14 protein-coding genes and 3 tRNA genes are annotated in these 14,678 nt (G+C 62.5%); 12 read left to right on the top strand and 5 right to left on the bottom strand.

Annotation, left to right across the window (positions count from 1 at the left end; genetic code table 11):
* Positions 1–241: 241 nt before the first annotated feature.
* From trpE to trpD, 6 genes are read left to right on the top strand one after another with little or no spacing between them, the layout of a single operon-like run.
* Positions 242–1,741, top strand: a complete 1,500-nt coding sequence (gene trpE / locus AC1D13_RS20280; RefSeq protein ID WP_457282293.1) for an anthranilate synthase component I — start codon at positions 242–244, stop codon at positions 1,739–1,741.
* Positions 1,738–2,058, top strand: a complete 321-nt coding sequence (locus AC1D13_RS20275) for a chorismate mutase (protein ID WP_457282292.1) — start codon at positions 1,738–1,740, stop codon at positions 2,056–2,058. Before trpE ends, AC1D13_RS20275 begins: the two co-directional genes overlap by 4 nt.
* A 3-nt stretch (positions 2,059–2,061) precedes the next feature.
* Positions 2,062–2,643 carry an aminodeoxychorismate/anthranilate synthase component II gene (locus AC1D13_RS20270; protein WP_457282291.1) on the top strand — a complete coding sequence of 194 codons (582 nt, stop codon included), beginning with the start codon at positions 2,062–2,064 and terminating at the stop codon, positions 2,641–2,643.
* Positions 2,644–2,703: 60 nt separating this feature from the next.
* Positions 2,704–3,753, top strand: coding sequence for a low-specificity L-threonine aldolase (gene ltaE / locus AC1D13_RS20265; protein ID WP_477690183.1), 1,050 nt, complete (start codon positions 2,704–2,706; stop codon positions 3,751–3,753).
* A gap of 12 nt (positions 3,754–3,765) precedes the next feature.
* Positions 3,766–4,416, top strand: coding sequence for a LysE family translocator (locus AC1D13_RS20260; protein WP_457282289.1), 651 nt, complete (start codon positions 3,766–3,768; stop codon positions 4,414–4,416).
* 41 nt (positions 4,417–4,457) lie between these two features.
* Positions 4,458–5,498: an anthranilate phosphoribosyltransferase gene (gene trpD / locus AC1D13_RS20255; protein WP_477690182.1), complete on the top strand. Its 1,041-nt coding sequence runs from the start codon at positions 4,458–4,460 to the stop codon at positions 5,496–5,498.
* 33 nt (positions 5,499–5,531) lie between these two features.
* Here trpD and AC1D13_RS20250 read toward each other — a convergent pair whose 3' ends face one another.
* The 4 genes from AC1D13_RS20250 to AC1D13_RS20235 all read right to left on the bottom strand — a co-directional run bounded on the left by AC1D13_RS20250 (position 5,532) and on the right by AC1D13_RS20235 (position 10,510).
* Positions 5,532–6,593: an ABC transporter ATP-binding protein gene (locus AC1D13_RS20250; protein ID WP_457282287.1), complete on the bottom strand. Its 1,062-nt coding sequence runs from the start codon at positions 6,591–6,593 to the stop codon at positions 5,532–5,534.
* Positions 6,594–6,650: 57 nt separating this feature from the next.
* Positions 6,651–8,549: an ABC transporter permease gene (locus AC1D13_RS20245; RefSeq protein ID WP_457282286.1), complete on the bottom strand. Its 1,899-nt coding sequence runs from the start codon at positions 8,547–8,549 to the stop codon at positions 6,651–6,653.
* Between the two features lie 73 nt (positions 8,550–8,622).
* Complete coding sequence (locus AC1D13_RS20240) at positions 8,623–9,663, bottom strand: ABC transporter substrate-binding protein (protein ID WP_457282285.1); 1,041 nt, start codon at positions 9,661–9,663, stop codon at positions 8,623–8,625.
* A gap of 67 nt (positions 9,664–9,730) precedes the next feature.
* Positions 9,731–10,510, bottom strand: coding sequence for an inositol monophosphatase family protein (locus AC1D13_RS20235; protein ID WP_457282284.1), 780 nt, complete (start codon positions 10,508–10,510; stop codon positions 9,731–9,733).
* 183 nt (positions 10,511–10,693) lie between these two features.
* On the opposite strand from AC1D13_RS20235, the gene trpC reads away from it, so the two are divergent.
* Both trpC and AC1D13_RS20225 read left to right on the top strand, forming a co-directional pair.
* Positions 10,694–11,500: an indole-3-glycerol phosphate synthase TrpC gene (gene trpC / locus AC1D13_RS20230; RefSeq protein WP_457282283.1), complete on the top strand. Its 807-nt coding sequence runs from the start codon at positions 10,694–10,696 to the stop codon at positions 11,498–11,500.
* Positions 11,501–11,511: 11 nt separating this feature from the next.
* Positions 11,512–12,243 (top strand): uracil-DNA glycosylase, encoded by a 732-nt coding sequence (locus AC1D13_RS20225; protein ID WP_457282282.1) that lies wholly within the window; start codon positions 11,512–11,514, stop codon positions 12,241–12,243.
* Positions 12,244–12,321: 78 nt separating this feature from the next.
* On the opposite strand, the gene AC1D13_RS20220 is transcribed toward AC1D13_RS20225, so the two are convergent.
* Entirely contained in the window at positions 12,322–13,437 is a 1,116-nt protein-coding gene (locus AC1D13_RS20220; protein WP_477690181.1) for a patatin-like phospholipase family protein, read from the bottom strand.
* 342 nt (positions 13,438–13,779) lie between these two features.
* Here AC1D13_RS20220 and AC1D13_RS20215 point away from each other — a divergent pair.
* From AC1D13_RS20215 to AC1D13_RS20200, 4 genes are all read left to right on the top strand, one after another.
* A tRNA-Tyr gene (locus tag AC1D13_RS20215) sits at positions 13,780–13,865 on the top strand.
* A 117-nt stretch (positions 13,866–13,982) separates the two neighbouring features.
* Positions 13,983–14,056: transfer RNA gene (locus AC1D13_RS20210), tRNA-Gly, on the top strand.
* 64 nt (positions 14,057–14,120) lie between these two features.
* Positions 14,121–14,195 (top strand) — tRNA-Thr (locus AC1D13_RS20205).
* Between the two features lie 91 nt (positions 14,196–14,286).
* On the top strand, positions 14,287–14,678 hold a 392-nt coding region (locus tag AC1D13_RS20200; RefSeq protein ID WP_477690180.1), incomplete at its 3' end, for a GTP-binding protein.

Below are 14,678 nucleotides of genomic sequence, written 5' to 3'. Positions count from 1 at the left end.
CATTCAGACAGGTTGTGCAGGCCGGGGAGCCTGGCCCTGGCGTACCTGTCATTTCTCGCACGCCTGAGGCGCACGCGGGCTGGCACACTGCCACTTGCCCGTGTATCTGCCGCGGTTTTTGCGACACCCCCCTTGATGCGCTCCGGCCCTGCCGGAGCATCCCGGCCCCATGCTTCGGGGTATTTTGAATGACAGGTGGCTACGCCTTTGAGCGCGTTGCCTCCTTGCGAAGGACTCATCCGTGATCACAGAACTCGAATTTAAAAGCCTGGCCGGCCAGGGCTACAACCGCATTCCCTTGATGGTCGAGGCGTTTGCCGACCTCGAAACACCTCTTTCCCTTTATCTCAAGCTTGCGCATTCCAGAGACGGCGGCAAGTTCAGCTTCCTGCTGGAATCGGTAGTGGGGGGCGAGCGGTTCGGCCGCTACAGTTTTATCGGCCTTCCCGCGCGCACGCTGGTGCGGGCATCCGGTTTTGGGCCAGATACCCTGACCGAAGTGGTGACGGACGGCAAGGTTGTGGAAACCTCCAAAGCCAATCCGCTGGACTTCATCAGCGACTACCAAAAGCGTTTCAAGGTCGCCCTGCGGCCCGGCCTGCCGCGCTTTTGCGGCGGCCTGGCGGGGTACTTCGGCTACGACACCGTGCGTTACGTCGAAAAGAAACTCGAAGCCTCCTGCCCGCCCGACACACTGGGCTGCCCCGACATCCTGTTGCTGCAGTGTGAAGAGCTCGCCGTGATCGACAACCTGTCGGGCAAGCTTTACCTGATTGTTTATGCCGACCCGGCGCGGCCGGAGGCCTACGCGAATGCCAAAAAACGCCTGCGCGAACTCAAGGACCAGCTGAAGTATTCCGTCAGCGCGCCGGTGGTGAAACCGTCGCAGAGTTATCCCGCTGAGCGTGACTTTGCCAAGGCAGACTACATCGCCGCCGTGGAACGCGCGAAGCGGTTGATCGAAGCCGGCGACTTCATGCAGGTGCAGGTCGGCCAGCGCATCAAGAAGCGTTACACCGAGTCCCCGCTGAGCCTGTATCGCGCGCTGCGTTCATTGAACCCCTCGCCCTACATGTATTACTACCATTTCGGCGACTTCCACGTGGTGGGGGCGTCTCCTGAAATTCTGGTCAGGCAGGAAAAGGTCGATGAGGGGCAGAAGATCACGATCAGGCCGCTGGCCGGCACGCGGCCCCGTGCCTCTTCGCCTGAGGCCGACAAGGCCGTGGAACACGAACTGGTGAACGACCCCAAAGAGCGCGCTGAACACGTGATGTTGATCGACCTCGCCCGCAACGACATCGGCCGCATCGCCAAAACCGGCACAGTGAAGGTCACCGAAGCCTTCGCGGTCGAGCGCTACAGCCACGTGATGCACATCGTCAGCAATGTCGAGGGCACGCTGCTGGACGGCATGTCGAGCATGGACGTGCTCAAGGCCACCTTCCCGGCGGGCACGCTCACCGGCGCGCCCAAGGTCCATGCCATGGAGCTGATCGACCAGCTCGAGCCGACCAAGCGGGGCCTCTACGGCGGCGCCTGCGGCTACCTCAGCTATGCCGGCGACATGGATGTGGCGATCGCCATCCGCACGGGCATCATCAAGGACCAGACGCTGTATGTGCAGGCGGCTGCCGGTGTGGTGGCCGATTCCGTGGCCGAACTCGAATGGATGGAAACCGAAGCCAAGGCGCGCGCGCTGCTGCGGGCGTCCGAGCTGGTGGAGGAGGGCCTGGAATGAGCACGCTGTCCCATCCCGTCATTGAGCATTGCGACACCATGGCCGATGTGCGCCGCCACATCGATGCGCTGGACGACCGCATCGCGCCGCTGATCGCCGAGCGCAGCGCTTATGTGGCGCAGGCCGCGCGCATCAAGCAAAGCGCCAGCCAGATTGTCGACAACGCACGCATCGAGTTCATCGTTGATCGTGTGCGTGCACAGGCCCGTGCGGCCGGCGCCCCCGAGGCCATCATGGAAGCGACCTACCGCGCCATGATTGCCGCATCCATTGATTTTGAGCGCGGCGAGTTCACACGCCTGCGCCAGGGAGACTGAACCATGAAGCGCACCAAACTCCTGATGATCGACAACTACGACAGCTTCACCTATAACATCGTCCAGTATTTTGGCGAGCTCGGTGCCGAAGTCGAAGTGTTTCGCAATGACGAGATCACGGTGGCCGAAATCGCCGCGCGCGCTCCTGACGTGCTGGTGGTGTCGCCCGGTCCGTGCTCACCGGCCGAGGCCGGTATTTCGGTGGCGGCGATCCAGCATTTCGCCGGCAAGCTGCCGATTCTGGGCGTCTGCCTGGGCCACCAGGCCATAGGCGCCGCTTTTGGCGGCAAGATCGTGCGCGCCCAGCAGCTCATGCACGGCAAGACCAGTGTCATCACCACCACACAGCAGGGCGTGTTCGCCGGGTTGCCTGAGCAGTTTGTGGTGAACCGCTACCACTCGCTGGCGATCGAAAAAGAATCGTGTCCCGACGTACTGGCCGTCACGGCGCGAACCGACGATGGCGAGATCATGGGTGTGCGCCACACGGAGTTGCCGATCCAGGGTGTGCAGTTCCATCCGGAATCCATCCTCACCGAGCACGGGCACGCCATGCTGAAAAACTTCCTGGAGCAGACGGCATGACCCAAGATGCTATTACTTTGATAGCTGGTCGCGCTTATTCATATTGCCCTGGGGGTAAAAATGACTGATAAAAGAGTCGTTGACCTGCGCAGCGATACCGTCACCCGGCCCACGGCCGCCATGCGTGAGGCCATGCTGGCTGCACCGCTGGGTGACGACGTTTTCGGCGACGACCCGGCCGTCAATGCGCTGCAGGAAAAGATTGCCGGATTGCTGGGCTTTGAGGCCGCGCTCTTCGTGCCCACCGGGACGCAGAGCAATCTTTGCGCGATCCTCTCCCACTGCCAGCGCGGTGACGAATACATCGTCGGCCAGATGGCGCACTGCTACCGCTGGGAAGGCGGCGGCGCGGCGGTGTTCGGCAGCGTGCAGCCGCAGCCGCTGAACCACCACACTGATGGCACGCTGGCGCTTGCCGAGATCGAGGCAGCGATCAAGCCCGACGACGCGCACTTCGCGCGCACCCGGATGCTGGCGCTCGAGAACACCCTGGGCGGCAAGCTGCTGCCGTTTGCGTATGTGCAGCAGGCGACCGTGCTCGCGAAGAATCACGGCCTGGCCCGCCACCTGGACGGTGCGCGGCTCTTTAACGCCGCTGTGGCGCAGGCTGCGCAAACGGGCAGCAACCCGCTGGCTGAGGCGCGCCGCATTGCGGATTGTTTTGACAGCGTATCGGTTTGCTTCAGCAAAGGCCTGGGCGCGCCGGTAGGTTCGGCCCTGTGCGGCTCGCGCGAATTCATCGCGCGGGCGCACCGCATCCGCAAGATGGCCGGCGGCGGCATGCGGCAGGCGGGCATGCTGGCTGCAGCAGCGTCGCATGCACTGGACCACCATGTCGGACGTCTCGCGCAAGACCACGCCCTGGCCAAATACCTGGCCGACGGCCTGACGGGCATTGACGGCCTGCAGGTAGAGGCACCACAGACCAACATGGTGTTTGTCGACCTGACCGGCGCGGCGCGGGACCGGTCCGCTGCCTTGCTCAAGCACCTGGCCGGCCAGGGCATTGAGGCCACGGGGCTGTACCGCCTGCGTTTTGTCACCCATCTGGACGTGGACACTGCCGGCGTGGACCGTGCCATCGCTGCCATCCGGCAGTTTTTTAACTGAAAGGACTTAGCCATGCCTGACTTTCAACACCTGTTGCTTTTCATCGCGGCTGGCTGGCTGCTGAACCTGACGCCGGGCCCTGATGTGCTTTACATCGTGACCAATTCACTGCGCTCGGGCGCGCGCGCCGGCATTGTTGCCGGCCTCGGCATCACGGCTGGCTGCTTCGTCCACATCTTCGCGGCGGCCGTGGGCGTCGGTGCCTTGCTTGCCACTTCGGCCACGGCATTCACCGTGCTCAAGTGGATAGGCGCGGCGTACCTGCTGTGGATAGGTGCGAAAATTTTGTTTTCCAGGGCACCGCAGGCCACCACCGACCTCGCCGCGGCGGCTGCCGCCCAGCCGGAGCGGCGCCTGAAAGCGGTGTTCATGGGCGGCTTCTGGACCAACGTGCTGAACCCCAAGGTGGCGATTTTTTTCCTGGCCTTCGTGCCGCAGTTCATCGCCCCCGGCACCGACAACAAGGCCCTGGCCTTTGTTTTGTTGGGGGTGCTGTTCAACCTGAACGCCATTCCGGTCAATTCGGGCTGGGCCCTGGCCGCGGCCTGGATGGCCCGGCGCGATGCCGTGCAGCGCGGGATGCACTGGCTGGACCGTGCAGCCGGTGCCATGTTCATTGCCTTCGGCCTCAAGCTCGCCTTGACCGACCATCCAGCGAGCTGAGTCATTTTCTTCCAGCCCAGAATAAAGAAACGAGACACGCCATGCCCAACACCCACAAGATCACTCCGCAGGAAGCCCTGCAGCGCACCATCGAACACCGCGAAATCTTCCACGACGAAATGCTGCACATCATGCGGCTGATCATGAGCGGTGAGATGTCGCCCGTGATGATGGCCGCGCTCATCACCGGCTTGCGCGTCAAGAAGGAAACCATCGGCGAGATCACGGCCGCCGCGCAGGTGATGCGCGAGTTTTCGACGAAAGTCAATGTGGCCGACAAGACGCATCTGGTCGATATCGTAGGCACCGGCGGCGACGGCTCGCACACCTTCAACATCTCGACCTGCTCCATGTTCGTCGCGGCGGCGGCTGGCGCCAAGGTCAGCAAGCACGGCGGGCGCAGCGTCAGCAGCAAGTCGGGCAGCGCTGATGTGATCGAGTCGTTGGGCATCCATATCGGCCTGTCGCCCGAAGCCATTGCGAAATGCATCGACGAGGTCGGTGTGGGCTTCATGTTTGCGCCCAACCACCATCCGGCCATGAAGAACGTTGCGCCCATCCGCAAGGAACTCGGCGTGCGCACCATCTTCAACATCCTGGGCCCCCTGACCAACCCGGCCAGCGCGCCCAACATCCTGATGGGCGTGTTCCATTCGGACCTGGTCGGTATCCAGGTTCGCGCTTTGCAGCGCCTGGGCGCCGAGCACGCGCTGGTGGTCTACGGCAAGGACGGCATGGACGAGGTCAGCCTGGGCGCGGCCACCGTGGTTGGCGAGCTCAAGAACGGTGAAATCACCGAGTACGAAATCCATCCTGAAGACTTCGACATGCCCATGGCCAGCAACCGCGCATTGCGCGTAGACACCCCCGAGCAGTCCAAGGCCATGCTGCTGGGCGTGCTGGACAACCAGCCGGGCGCGGCGCGCGACATCGTGGTCCTGAACGCCGGGGCGGCGCTGTATGCCGCCAATGTGGCCGACTCCATGAAGGCTGGCATCGTACTGGCGCGTGCGGCGCTGGAGTCGGGCGCGGCCAGAGCCAAGCTCGATCAGCTGGTCAGCCACAGCAAGAAGCTCGCCTGACAGCTTGCCGGCGGCGCATGGCTGCGCAGCTATCTATTCCCGTGCGGTCACGCGCGCGTCGGTTGCGGCGAAATGCAGGCCGACCGTGCTGCCTGGTTCGGCCACGCTCAGCAGGGCGTCACTGAACACCAGCAATTCACCTAGCGGCGTGAGCACCACGCTTTCGATCCGGCTACCCAGATAAGCCTGCCGCAGGACTTTTCCTGTCAGCGTGCTTGCTTCCAGTTCGCCGATACGGATGCGGTGTGGGCGTATGGCCAGCGCCACAGCGCCGTCCGGCATGCCTAGCGGCGGCACCACCCGCACATCAACCTGGTCGGCGCGGAAGAAATGCTGGCCCTGCAGTGTGACCAGTTCGCCGTTGATCAGGTTGGCGTCGCCGATGAAGTCAGCCACAAAACTTGAGACGGGCGCTTCGTACAAATCGCGCGGCGCGCCCATCGTTGCAATGCGTCCCTTTTGCATGACCACAATGCGGTCCGACACCGCCAGCGCTTCTTCCTGGTCGTGCGTCACGTAGACCACGGTGAGCTTGAGGTTCTGCTGAAGGTCGCGGATGTCCTGGCGCACCTTGCGGCGCAGCTTGGCATCCAGGTTCGACAAGGGCTCGTCAAACATCAGCACGGCCGGCTCCAGCACCAGTGACCGTGCCACTGCCACACGTTGCTGCTGCCCGCCGGACAGCTCCGACGAGAGCCGGTCGGCGTAATCGGCAATGCCGAGCAGATCCATCTTGGCTTTTGCCAACGCCACGGCCTGCGGTTTCTTCATGCCGGATGCGAGCAGGCCGTAACACACGTTCTCCAGCGCACTCATGTGCGGGAATAACGCGTAGGACTGGAAAACCAGGCTCACGTCGCGCTGGTTGGCCGACCTGCCGGTCACGTCCCGTCCATCGATGCGGATCACGCCCTCGGAAGGTAGCTCCAGGCCGGCGATCAGCCGCAGCAGTGTTGTCTTGCCGCAGCCGGAAGGCCCCAGCAAGGTCACCAGCTCTGCCTTGTCGATGGTGAGATCAAGCGGATGCAGCGCAACCACCTTGCCGAAACGCTTGACGACGCCTTGAAACTCCACAGCGGCGGGGGACGGGGTCATGGCAGGGCCTGTTAAAAAATAAGTGAAACGAAAAAGATGTGACGATGGCGCAGAGGCTCAAGCGGTCGACACCGCGCGCCGCCCCAGCTCCGCATTGCCAATGAAGCGCTGGATCAGCAGGACACAGGCCAGCATGATCACGATGAGCACGGACGAATAGGCAATGGCCAATGCGTATTCGCCGACTTCGACACGGCCCGCGATGTAAACCGTCGCAAGGTTGTGCTGGGCGGTCGCCAGGAAAATCACCGCGCTGACGGCTGTGATGGCATGCGTAAAACTGAACACCAGGCTGGCAATGATGGCCGGGCGCAAGAGCGGCAGGATGACCCGCGCGAACGTGCGTGATGTGCTGGCGCGCAATGTGGCGGATGCTTCGTCCAGCGACCGGTCAAGCTGCGACAGGGCTGATACCGTGGCCCTCACGCCCACCGGCATGTTGCGAAACACCAGGCACAGCACGATGATGGCGAAGGTGCCGGTGAATTCAAGGGGCGGCACGTTGAAGGCGACGATATAGGCCACGCCGATGACGGTGCCCGGCACGGCGAAGTTCACCATGGTCAGGAACTCGAAGGCCCGCCGACCCTTGAATGCATGTCGGCTCACGACATAACCTCCCAGCAGGCCCAGCGCGGTGGTCAGGGGTGCGGCAACAGCGGCAACGCCGAGCGTGGTGAACAGGCTGTTCCACGCCGAGCCCGAAAACACCAGGCCCCCGGCGCCCCAACTCAGCCCAAACCCGGTCTGAAAGTGCTGCAGCGAGGGCGTCAGGTCAAACCTTCCGATGTCCTTGACCACGCCGCCGATCAGGATGATGCCGTATGACAGCACGGTCAGCGCGACCCAGGGCAGAACCAGCGCCAGCGCCCCCCACTTGACGCCGGTGGGCAGTGCGGCGGGCAGGCCGCTATCGCCTTTTCCGCTCACGGATGTATAGGAAGCTTTGCCGATCCAGCGCTGCTGCAGTGCAAAGATGCCGACCGTCAGCAGCAGCAGGGTGACGGCGAGGATGGCGGCGCGCGAAGCATCGTGCTGCGCCCCGGCGATGGCGAAGAAAATCTTCGTCGACAGCACCTCGAAATTTCCGGAGAGCACCAACGGGTTGGCAAAGTCCGCCAGGCTTTCCACAAAGCCCAGCAGGAAGGCATTGGCAATGGCGGGGCGCACCAGGGGCCAGGTCACGGTGCGAAATACATGCCACGGCGAACCCCTCAGCACCTGGCCGGCTTCTTCCAGCGTCGGGCTGACCAATCGCAAGGCGCCGCTGATCAGCAGGAAGGCCAAAGGCGTAAAGCAAATCACCTGCGCCAGCAGTACGCCCGGCAGGCCGTAGATCCAGCGCGACCTTGCAATGCCGAACCAGTCGCTCATCAGCTGCGTCACCATGCCGGTGCGGCCGAAGAGAATGATGATGGCCAGGCCGATGACGAAAGGCGGCGTGACCACCGGCAGGATGGACAGCACGCGCAGGCTGCCGCGAAAACGCTGACCGCCGCGCTCGGCCAGCAGGGCCAGCGCAAAACCGAAAAGCGTGCTTCCGATGCCTGCAAGGGTGGCCAGCACGATGGAGTTGATGGCCACGCCGCAACGGACGTTGCCGGCGATGCAACCCGCGCCCCAGATGTCCTCGCTGAAAAACCGGGCGGCGGCAGTCTGGATCAGCCAGTTCCCCCGCTCGTCCACAAAAGCCGCCAGCAGCATGCGCCCGATTGGGTAGATGACAAAAATGGCCAGCAGCAGGGACAGGATGCAGACAATGCCGGAAATGGCGGCATCACTCTTGAAAGCGCCGGCGCGTGTTGCCAGTAGGCTTGCGACGGCGGCCAGCACGCACCCGCCGGCAACATAAGCTGAGCTCTGGGTCCACGGCATCAGCAGCACGCCCGCTGCAATGCCCAGTGCTGCCAGCAGCCAGCTCAGCGGATCAGCCCGCACGCGTGGGGCGGCTGCCATCACTGCAATGGGTGTAGTCAAGGTGCGACGTGATTCATCAGTGAGCAATGGAATTGCGGGATGTGCTCAGCGCTCACTTGGGCAGTGCCCCGATGTCCTTGTCCCATTTGCCCAGCAGGCGCGAGCGTTCGGCCGAAGCGCCGTACTTGGCGAAGTTGTAGTCGATCAGTTTGACGTCGGCCAGCTTGGGCGCCTGCGGCGGCAAGGATGCTTTTTTATTGGAGGGGTTCTGGTACGAATGCGCGACCGTGGCAATGTCCTGCGCTTCAGGTGTCAGGGCCCAGTCGTACCATTTTTTGGCGTTGGCCAGATTTTTGGCACCCTTGATGATGCTCATGCTGCCGATCTCGTAGCCCGTACCCTCGCACGGTGCGACCACCTTCAGGGGCGCGCCTGTCACGGCGTGCGTGACGGCGTCGTGCAGGAAGGTGATGCCGATCATGCTTTCGCCGGTGGCTGCCGCACGGGCCGGCGCAGCGCCCGACTTGGTGTATTGGTTGATGTTGCGATGAAGGGCCTTCAGGTAGTCGAACGCCTTGTCTTCTCCCATGATCTGCACGAGTGTGGCGAGCAGCGTGTAGGAAGTGCCCGAGGAGTTGGGGTTGGCGACCTGGACTTCCCCCTTGAACTCCGGCTTGATGAGATCTGCCCAGCATTTGGGTTCGGGCAATTTGCGTTTGGCCAGCTCGACGGTATTGAAGCTGAACCCCAGGGCGCCGGCATAAACGCCGACCGTGCGGTACTTGGAGGCCTCGGCTTGCCGTACTGCCCAAGGGTGCAGGTCGGCCAGTTTGGGCGATTTGTAGGGCTCGGTCAGACCTTCTTCAGCGGCCTGAAGATGAGGGTCGCCCGTGCCACCCCACCACACGTCACCGCGCGGGTTGGCTGCCTCGGCCTTGATCTGGGCATAAGTTTCGCCCGAGCTCTTGCGTGTCATTGACACCTTGATGCCGGTGGCCTTTTCGAAGGCGGTCACCATGGGCCGGCACCATTCTTCCTGGACGTTGCAGTAAACCACCAGTTCTTCGGCTGCGCGGACCGAAGGCGATATCGCGCACGCCATGGCCGCCAGAAGCAATCCCGGAACGAGTGATTTGAATGTGAACTGTCTCATCTATGTCTCCTTCTTTATGTCGTCAATAGCGCCTGGGGGTGCGGCGTTGAGGCCACCTTAGCAGCCGTCAGCGCAGCGGTATACCCGTTAAAACGCTTAGTTCGGAGGCCAGCCTGGCGTTGGTGGCCAGCACCGCGCTACCTTGGGTCAGTCCGCCTTCGGCCCAGAAATCGTTAACGCGGCCGCCTGCCTCGCGCACCAGCAGCAGGCCAGCCGCGACGTCCCATGAATTGATATGCGCTTCGGCGTAGGCTTCGCAGCGCCCGGCGGCCACATAGGCCAGCCCCAGCGCGCCGGAACCCGCGCGGCGCACCGAACAGCCCGCATGCATGCACTGGCTGACCAGCGCGAGGTAGGGGTCTGGCGACAGGCGCGAAGACCAGCCAATTTCGACCGTGGAGGCGGCCAGCTCGGCCAGCTCGCTGACCTGGAGCCGAACGCCGTTGCACCATGCGCCATGGCCGTTTTGCGCGATGAAGAGCTCGTCGTGCATGGGCTCATAGATGGCGCCGGCTTCGAGCTCGCCGTTGACCATCAGGCCCAGGGAGATGCAGAAATGCGGGATGGCCCGGGCGAAATTCGCCGTTCCATCCACCGGGTCGACAATCCAGAGGCGAGCTGTGCCGCCGGTTTCTCCTCCTGCTTCCTCCCCCAGCACGGCGTCTCCCGGAAAGCGCCGTTCGATCTCCGCGCGCACATACTGTTCTACCGCACCGTCGGTGACGGTCAGGTAGTCCTGCCGGCCCTTGAGCGAGTAGGCGGGCTTGTCTGGCGCGTTGAAGGCGTCGCGCATCATGGTGCCGGCCGAACGGACAATTTCTTCAATGGCATCAGTGAGTGCGGTCATGGGAAGGGTGTAGGGGATATCCGATGGAGGTCGCCTTGTGTGCGAGCCGGGTCAGGCGTGGCACCTAAAGCGGGTAAAACGAAATGTTAGTGCCGGGGCGTATCCGGCTGTAGCGGGTTTGCGCTAAGACGCCGCGAAACCTGGCCCTGCGAGTCGCCCGGCCGCATCTGCCAAAATCGGGGCATGTCCGATATCCTGAACCAAATCATTGCCGTCAAGCGTCAAGAAATTGCCGATGCCATCCGCCGCAAACCGCTGGACGTGATGCGCGAAGATGCCGAATCGCGTGTCCTGACGCGTGACTTTGTGGGTGCGCTGCGCGCCAAGATCGCAGCGGGTCAGCCCGCGGTGATTGCCGAAATCAAGAAGGCCAGCCCGTCCAAAGGCGTGCTGCGCGCCGACTTCATTCCAGCCGACATCGCGCAAAGCTATGCCGAAGGTGACGGCGAGATCAGCGCCGCCTGCCTTTCGGTGCTGACCGACAAGCAGTTCTTCCAGGGCAGCATTGATTACCTGAAGCAGGCGCGGGCCTCCTGCAGCCTGCCGGTGCTGCGCAAGGACTTCATGGTGGACCCTTACCAGGTGTATGAAGCGCGCGTCATGGGCGCTGACTGCATTTTGCTGATTGCTGCCTGCCTGGACGACGCGCAGATGCAATCGCTTGAAGCGCTGGCCATGTCGCTGGACATGGCGGTGCTGGTCGAGGTACACGACGAAGCCGAACTGGAGCGTGCGCTCAAGCTCAAGACGCCGCTGATCGGCATCAACAACCGCAACCTCAAAACTTTCGAGGTCTCGCTGGACACCACGCTGGGCATGCTGGCCAGGGTGCCGGCGGACCGCCTGCTGATTACCGAGTCGGGCATTGCCACGCCGGCGGACGTGCAGCGCATGCGTCAGGCAGGTGTGAATGCATTCCTGGTCGGCGAGGCCTTCATGCGCGCGGAAGAACCCGGCCTTGCACTGGCTCAATTGTTCGGTAAAAGATAGGCTGTAAAGCCATGAACCAGCTGCTTGACGCCATGAAGGCGCCTTTGCCCAACCGGCTTACCACTGCTGACCCCGCCGCCTGGCCGGTAGCGCCCGGCTGGCGGCCGACCACCGATGCATTTTTTGGCAGTCCCACCGGCGAGAAGTTGCTGGGCTTTCTGCGAGGCCGCCTGGCGGAGGGTGTGACGATCTTTCCGCCGCAGCCGTTGCGCGCGCTGGAGCTTACGCCGCCCGAAGAAGTGCGTGTTGTCATCCTCGGTCAGGACCCGTACCATGGGTTGGGCCAGGCCGAGGGGCTGGCGTTTTCCGTCGCACCCGGTGTGGCCCTGCCGCCCTCGCTGCGCAACATCTTCAAGGAGTTGCAGCGCGACCTCGGTACGCCGCCGCCCCAGTTTCCGGTGCCCGGCGGCAGCCTGGTGAAGTGGGCGACACATGGGGTGCTGTTGCTCAACACCTGCCTGACGGTCGAGGAAGGGCTGCCGGCCAGCCACGCCGGCAAGGGCTGGGAGGTATTGACCGATACCCTGATCCGCCAGGTGGCGGAAGGCGACCACCCGGTGGTGTTCATGCTGTGGGGTGCACATGCCCAGAGCAAACGGTCGTTGATTGATGCGAAGCGTCACAAGGTGCTGGTGGCCAACCACCCGTCGCCGCTGTCGGCCATGCGGCCACCCTTGCCCTTTATTGGTTGCGGCCATTTCTCACAGGCGCGCGACTGGCGTGATGCACACCCAAAGGCCTGATTTGCTATTGTTTTAATAGCTGCTCGCGCTTGTCCTGTTTGGTTTGAAGGCCGAAAATCCATAAATTCTGAAGATGGGCTAAAACTCCGCCGGAAGGCTGCCCACGTAGTCGCGCCGGATATTGACCGTGCTTTGCAGGCCCAGCGCCTCGAAATGGCGGCGCAGCCAGCGTTTGGCCGCGCCCTGGCCCATCTCAAACAGTTTTTCGATCATGGCCGTATCGGCCGACATCTTGCTGGACGAGGGCAGGCTTTCCAGCGCCTCGCCGCCGTCGATGCGGTGCAGCAGCAGGCTCTTGTATTTCTCGCCCTCCTGCAAGCGGCCATCGGCCAGCAGGCGGTTGATGAAATCGACGGTCCGCATCTGGGACAGCAGGCTGGCGTTGAAGGTCAGCTCGTTCACCCGGTCTGCGATGTCGTGAGGCGTGTGGGGAATCTCGGGGCGCCGCAAGGGGTTGATCTGGACAACGATGATGTCGCGGCTGCTGCAATCACTGATGAGCGGCAGCAGCGAGGGATTGCTCGAAAACCCGCCATCCCAATAGTGCTGGTCGTCAATTTCAACCGCCTGAAACAGCGTGGGCAGGCAGGTGGACGCCATCACCGCCTGCAAAGTCAGGCGTTTGCCGGCAAAGATTTCTGCCCGGCCGGTGGTGACGTGGGTTGCCGATACGAAAGCCTTGGTTGTGTGCATGGCCGCAATGGCGTGAAAGTCGATTTCTGCCTCCAGCAGTTTGCGCAAAGGGTTGATGTCCAGCGGATTAGACTGGTAGGGTGACATCCACTGTGTCATTGCACTATTCATTAAGTTTGCACTCACTTTGTTAGCGGCCCAGCCCCCAATGAGCATCTTGCTGATGCTGTCAGCCATGGAGCCGAGGCTGCCCATGGCGGCAACGCCCTGCCAGACCCGGCTGAGCGACGCACGTGCCGCCTCCCGCGGGTTGGTTTTTTCGGGGGAATTGTCTTTTTGGGCGGTAGCGAATCCGTGTGCCAGCGCTACGGCGTTGACCGCCCCGGCGCTGGCACCGCTGATGCCGTCAAACTCGATGCGCTCGTCCGCCAGCAGGGCATCCAGCACGCCCCAGGTGAATGCACCGTGCGATCCGCCGCCCTGCAAAGCAAGATTGACCCGGCGCAGGGAAGACGGCTCAGCGGGGGAGGAAGGCAGTGCGGGTACGGTGACAGTGCTCATGCGTAGACGGTCTCACGTTATCCAGGTTGGCCGGTGGCGCGGGAGGGTGCCCGGGACGGCAATATCCATGCGACTCACTCTGGCATTGATGAAAGGCTGCCACATCATGCCCGAAGCCTGGCCGCAGCCGCCACGGGAGTGCGGCAGGGTCTGGGGGTTAGGGCCGGACCGGGTTATGCCGCGTTTTCGGGGGCTTTCCGCGGTACCCACGGGCATCCCGGGGTGAAGGTTTGGTCGGGAGATGCGCTGGCAAGGCATGCGGCAGCTTTTTTTAATGCTTTTTGCCATGCCTTGGCATTTCGTCCGACATAAAACCGTGGCATAATCCGAGGTTCGCTTGAAGGATGGGTGCCCGAGTGGCTAAAGGGGGCAGACTGTAAATCTGTTGGCTAACGCCTACGCTGGTTCGAATCCAGCCTCATCCACCAGATTTTGTTTTGATTTTGGCAAGCGGGCGGCGCAAAGTAATCACGTAAAAGTGTGTCGCGTAAAGCGTGTTTTGGGTCGTAAGTGATTTTGGTGTGAGTTGAATTTGGCAGAGCTGCGCGGGAGTAGTTCAATGGTAGAACCCTAGCCTTCCAAGCTAATGACGCGGGTTCGATTCCCGTCTCCCGCTCCATAAAGCTGCTTTATGGTTCTGCTTTTGAATCTTGCGCCGGGTTGCAATTATGGTTTTGAGTTCAGCCCTTTTGGCTCAGTGGTAGAGCACTCCCTTGGTAAGGGAGAGGTCGCGGGTCCGATTCCCGCAAAGGGCACCAAATTTTGAGTCGGTGTGGCGTACGAGGCGCTGTTGCTGGCTGTAGTGGTAACTGGTTTTGTAACTCTTTATAAATTTCTGGAGTTGAAAAAATGGCAAAAGGCAAATTTGAGCGGACCAAGCCGCACGTCAACGTAGGCACGATTGGCCACGTGGACCATGGCAAGACGACGCTGACGGCGGCGATCACGACCGTTCTGGCATCCAAGTTCGGCGGCGAAGCCAAGGGCTACGACCAAATTGACGCGGCGCCCGAAGAAAAAGCGCGCGGCATCACGATCAACACCGCCCACGTCGAGTACGAAACGGCCAACCGCCACTACGCCCACGTCGACTGCCCAGGCCACGCCGACTATGTGAAGAACATGATCACCGGCGCCGCCCAGATGGACGGCGCTATTCTGGTTTGCTCCGCCGCTGACGGCCCCATGCCCCAGACCCGCGAGCACATCCTGCTGGCCCGCCAGGTGGGCGTGCCTTACAT

The sequence above is a fragment of the Polaromonas sp. P1_E12 genome, assembly GCF_056405975.1.
This window is presented reverse-complemented; position numbering and strand designations above follow the sequence as displayed.

Bases quoted from the DNA above. Each gene is read 5' to 3' on its own strand.
- trpC (WP_457282283.1), top strand. From the start codon at position 10,694: ATGTCCGATATCCTGAACCAAATCATTGCCGTCAAGCGTCAAGAAATT.
- AC1D13_RS20220 (WP_477690181.1), bottom strand. From the start codon at position 13,437: ATGAGCACTGTCACCGTACCCGCACTGCCTTCCTCCCCCGCTGAGCCG.
- trpD (WP_477690182.1), top strand. From the start codon at position 4,458: ATGCCCAACACCCACAAGATCACTCCGCAGGAAGCCCTGCAGCGCACC.
- AC1D13_RS20245 (WP_457282286.1), bottom strand. From the start codon at position 8,549: ATGGCAGCCGCCCCACGCGTGCGGGCTGATCCGCTGAGCTGGCTGCTG.
- AC1D13_RS20270 (WP_457282291.1), top strand. From the start codon at position 2,062: ATGAAGCGCACCAAACTCCTGATGATCGACAACTACGACAGCTTCACC.
- AC1D13_RS20260 (WP_457282289.1), top strand. From the start codon at position 3,766: ATGCCTGACTTTCAACACCTGTTGCTTTTCATCGCGGCTGGCTGGCTG.
- AC1D13_RS20225 (WP_457282282.1), top strand. From the start codon at position 11,512: ATGAACCAGCTGCTTGACGCCATGAAGGCGCCTTTGCCCAACCGGCTT.
- ltaE (WP_477690183.1), top strand. From the start codon at position 2,704: ATGACTGATAAAAGAGTCGTTGACCTGCGCAGCGATACCGTCACCCGG.
- AC1D13_RS20235 (WP_457282284.1), bottom strand. From the start codon at position 10,510: ATGACCGCACTCACTGATGCCATTGAAGAAATTGTCCGTTCGGCCGGC.
- AC1D13_RS20240 (WP_457282285.1), bottom strand. From the start codon at position 9,663: ATGAGACAGTTCACATTCAAATCACTCGTTCCGGGATTGCTTCTGGCG.
- AC1D13_RS20275 (WP_457282292.1), top strand. From the start codon at position 1,738: ATGAGCACGCTGTCCCATCCCGTCATTGAGCATTGCGACACCATGGCC.
- AC1D13_RS20250 (WP_457282287.1), bottom strand. From the start codon at position 6,593: ATGACCCCGTCCCCCGCCGCTGTGGAGTTTCAAGGCGTCGTCAAGCGT.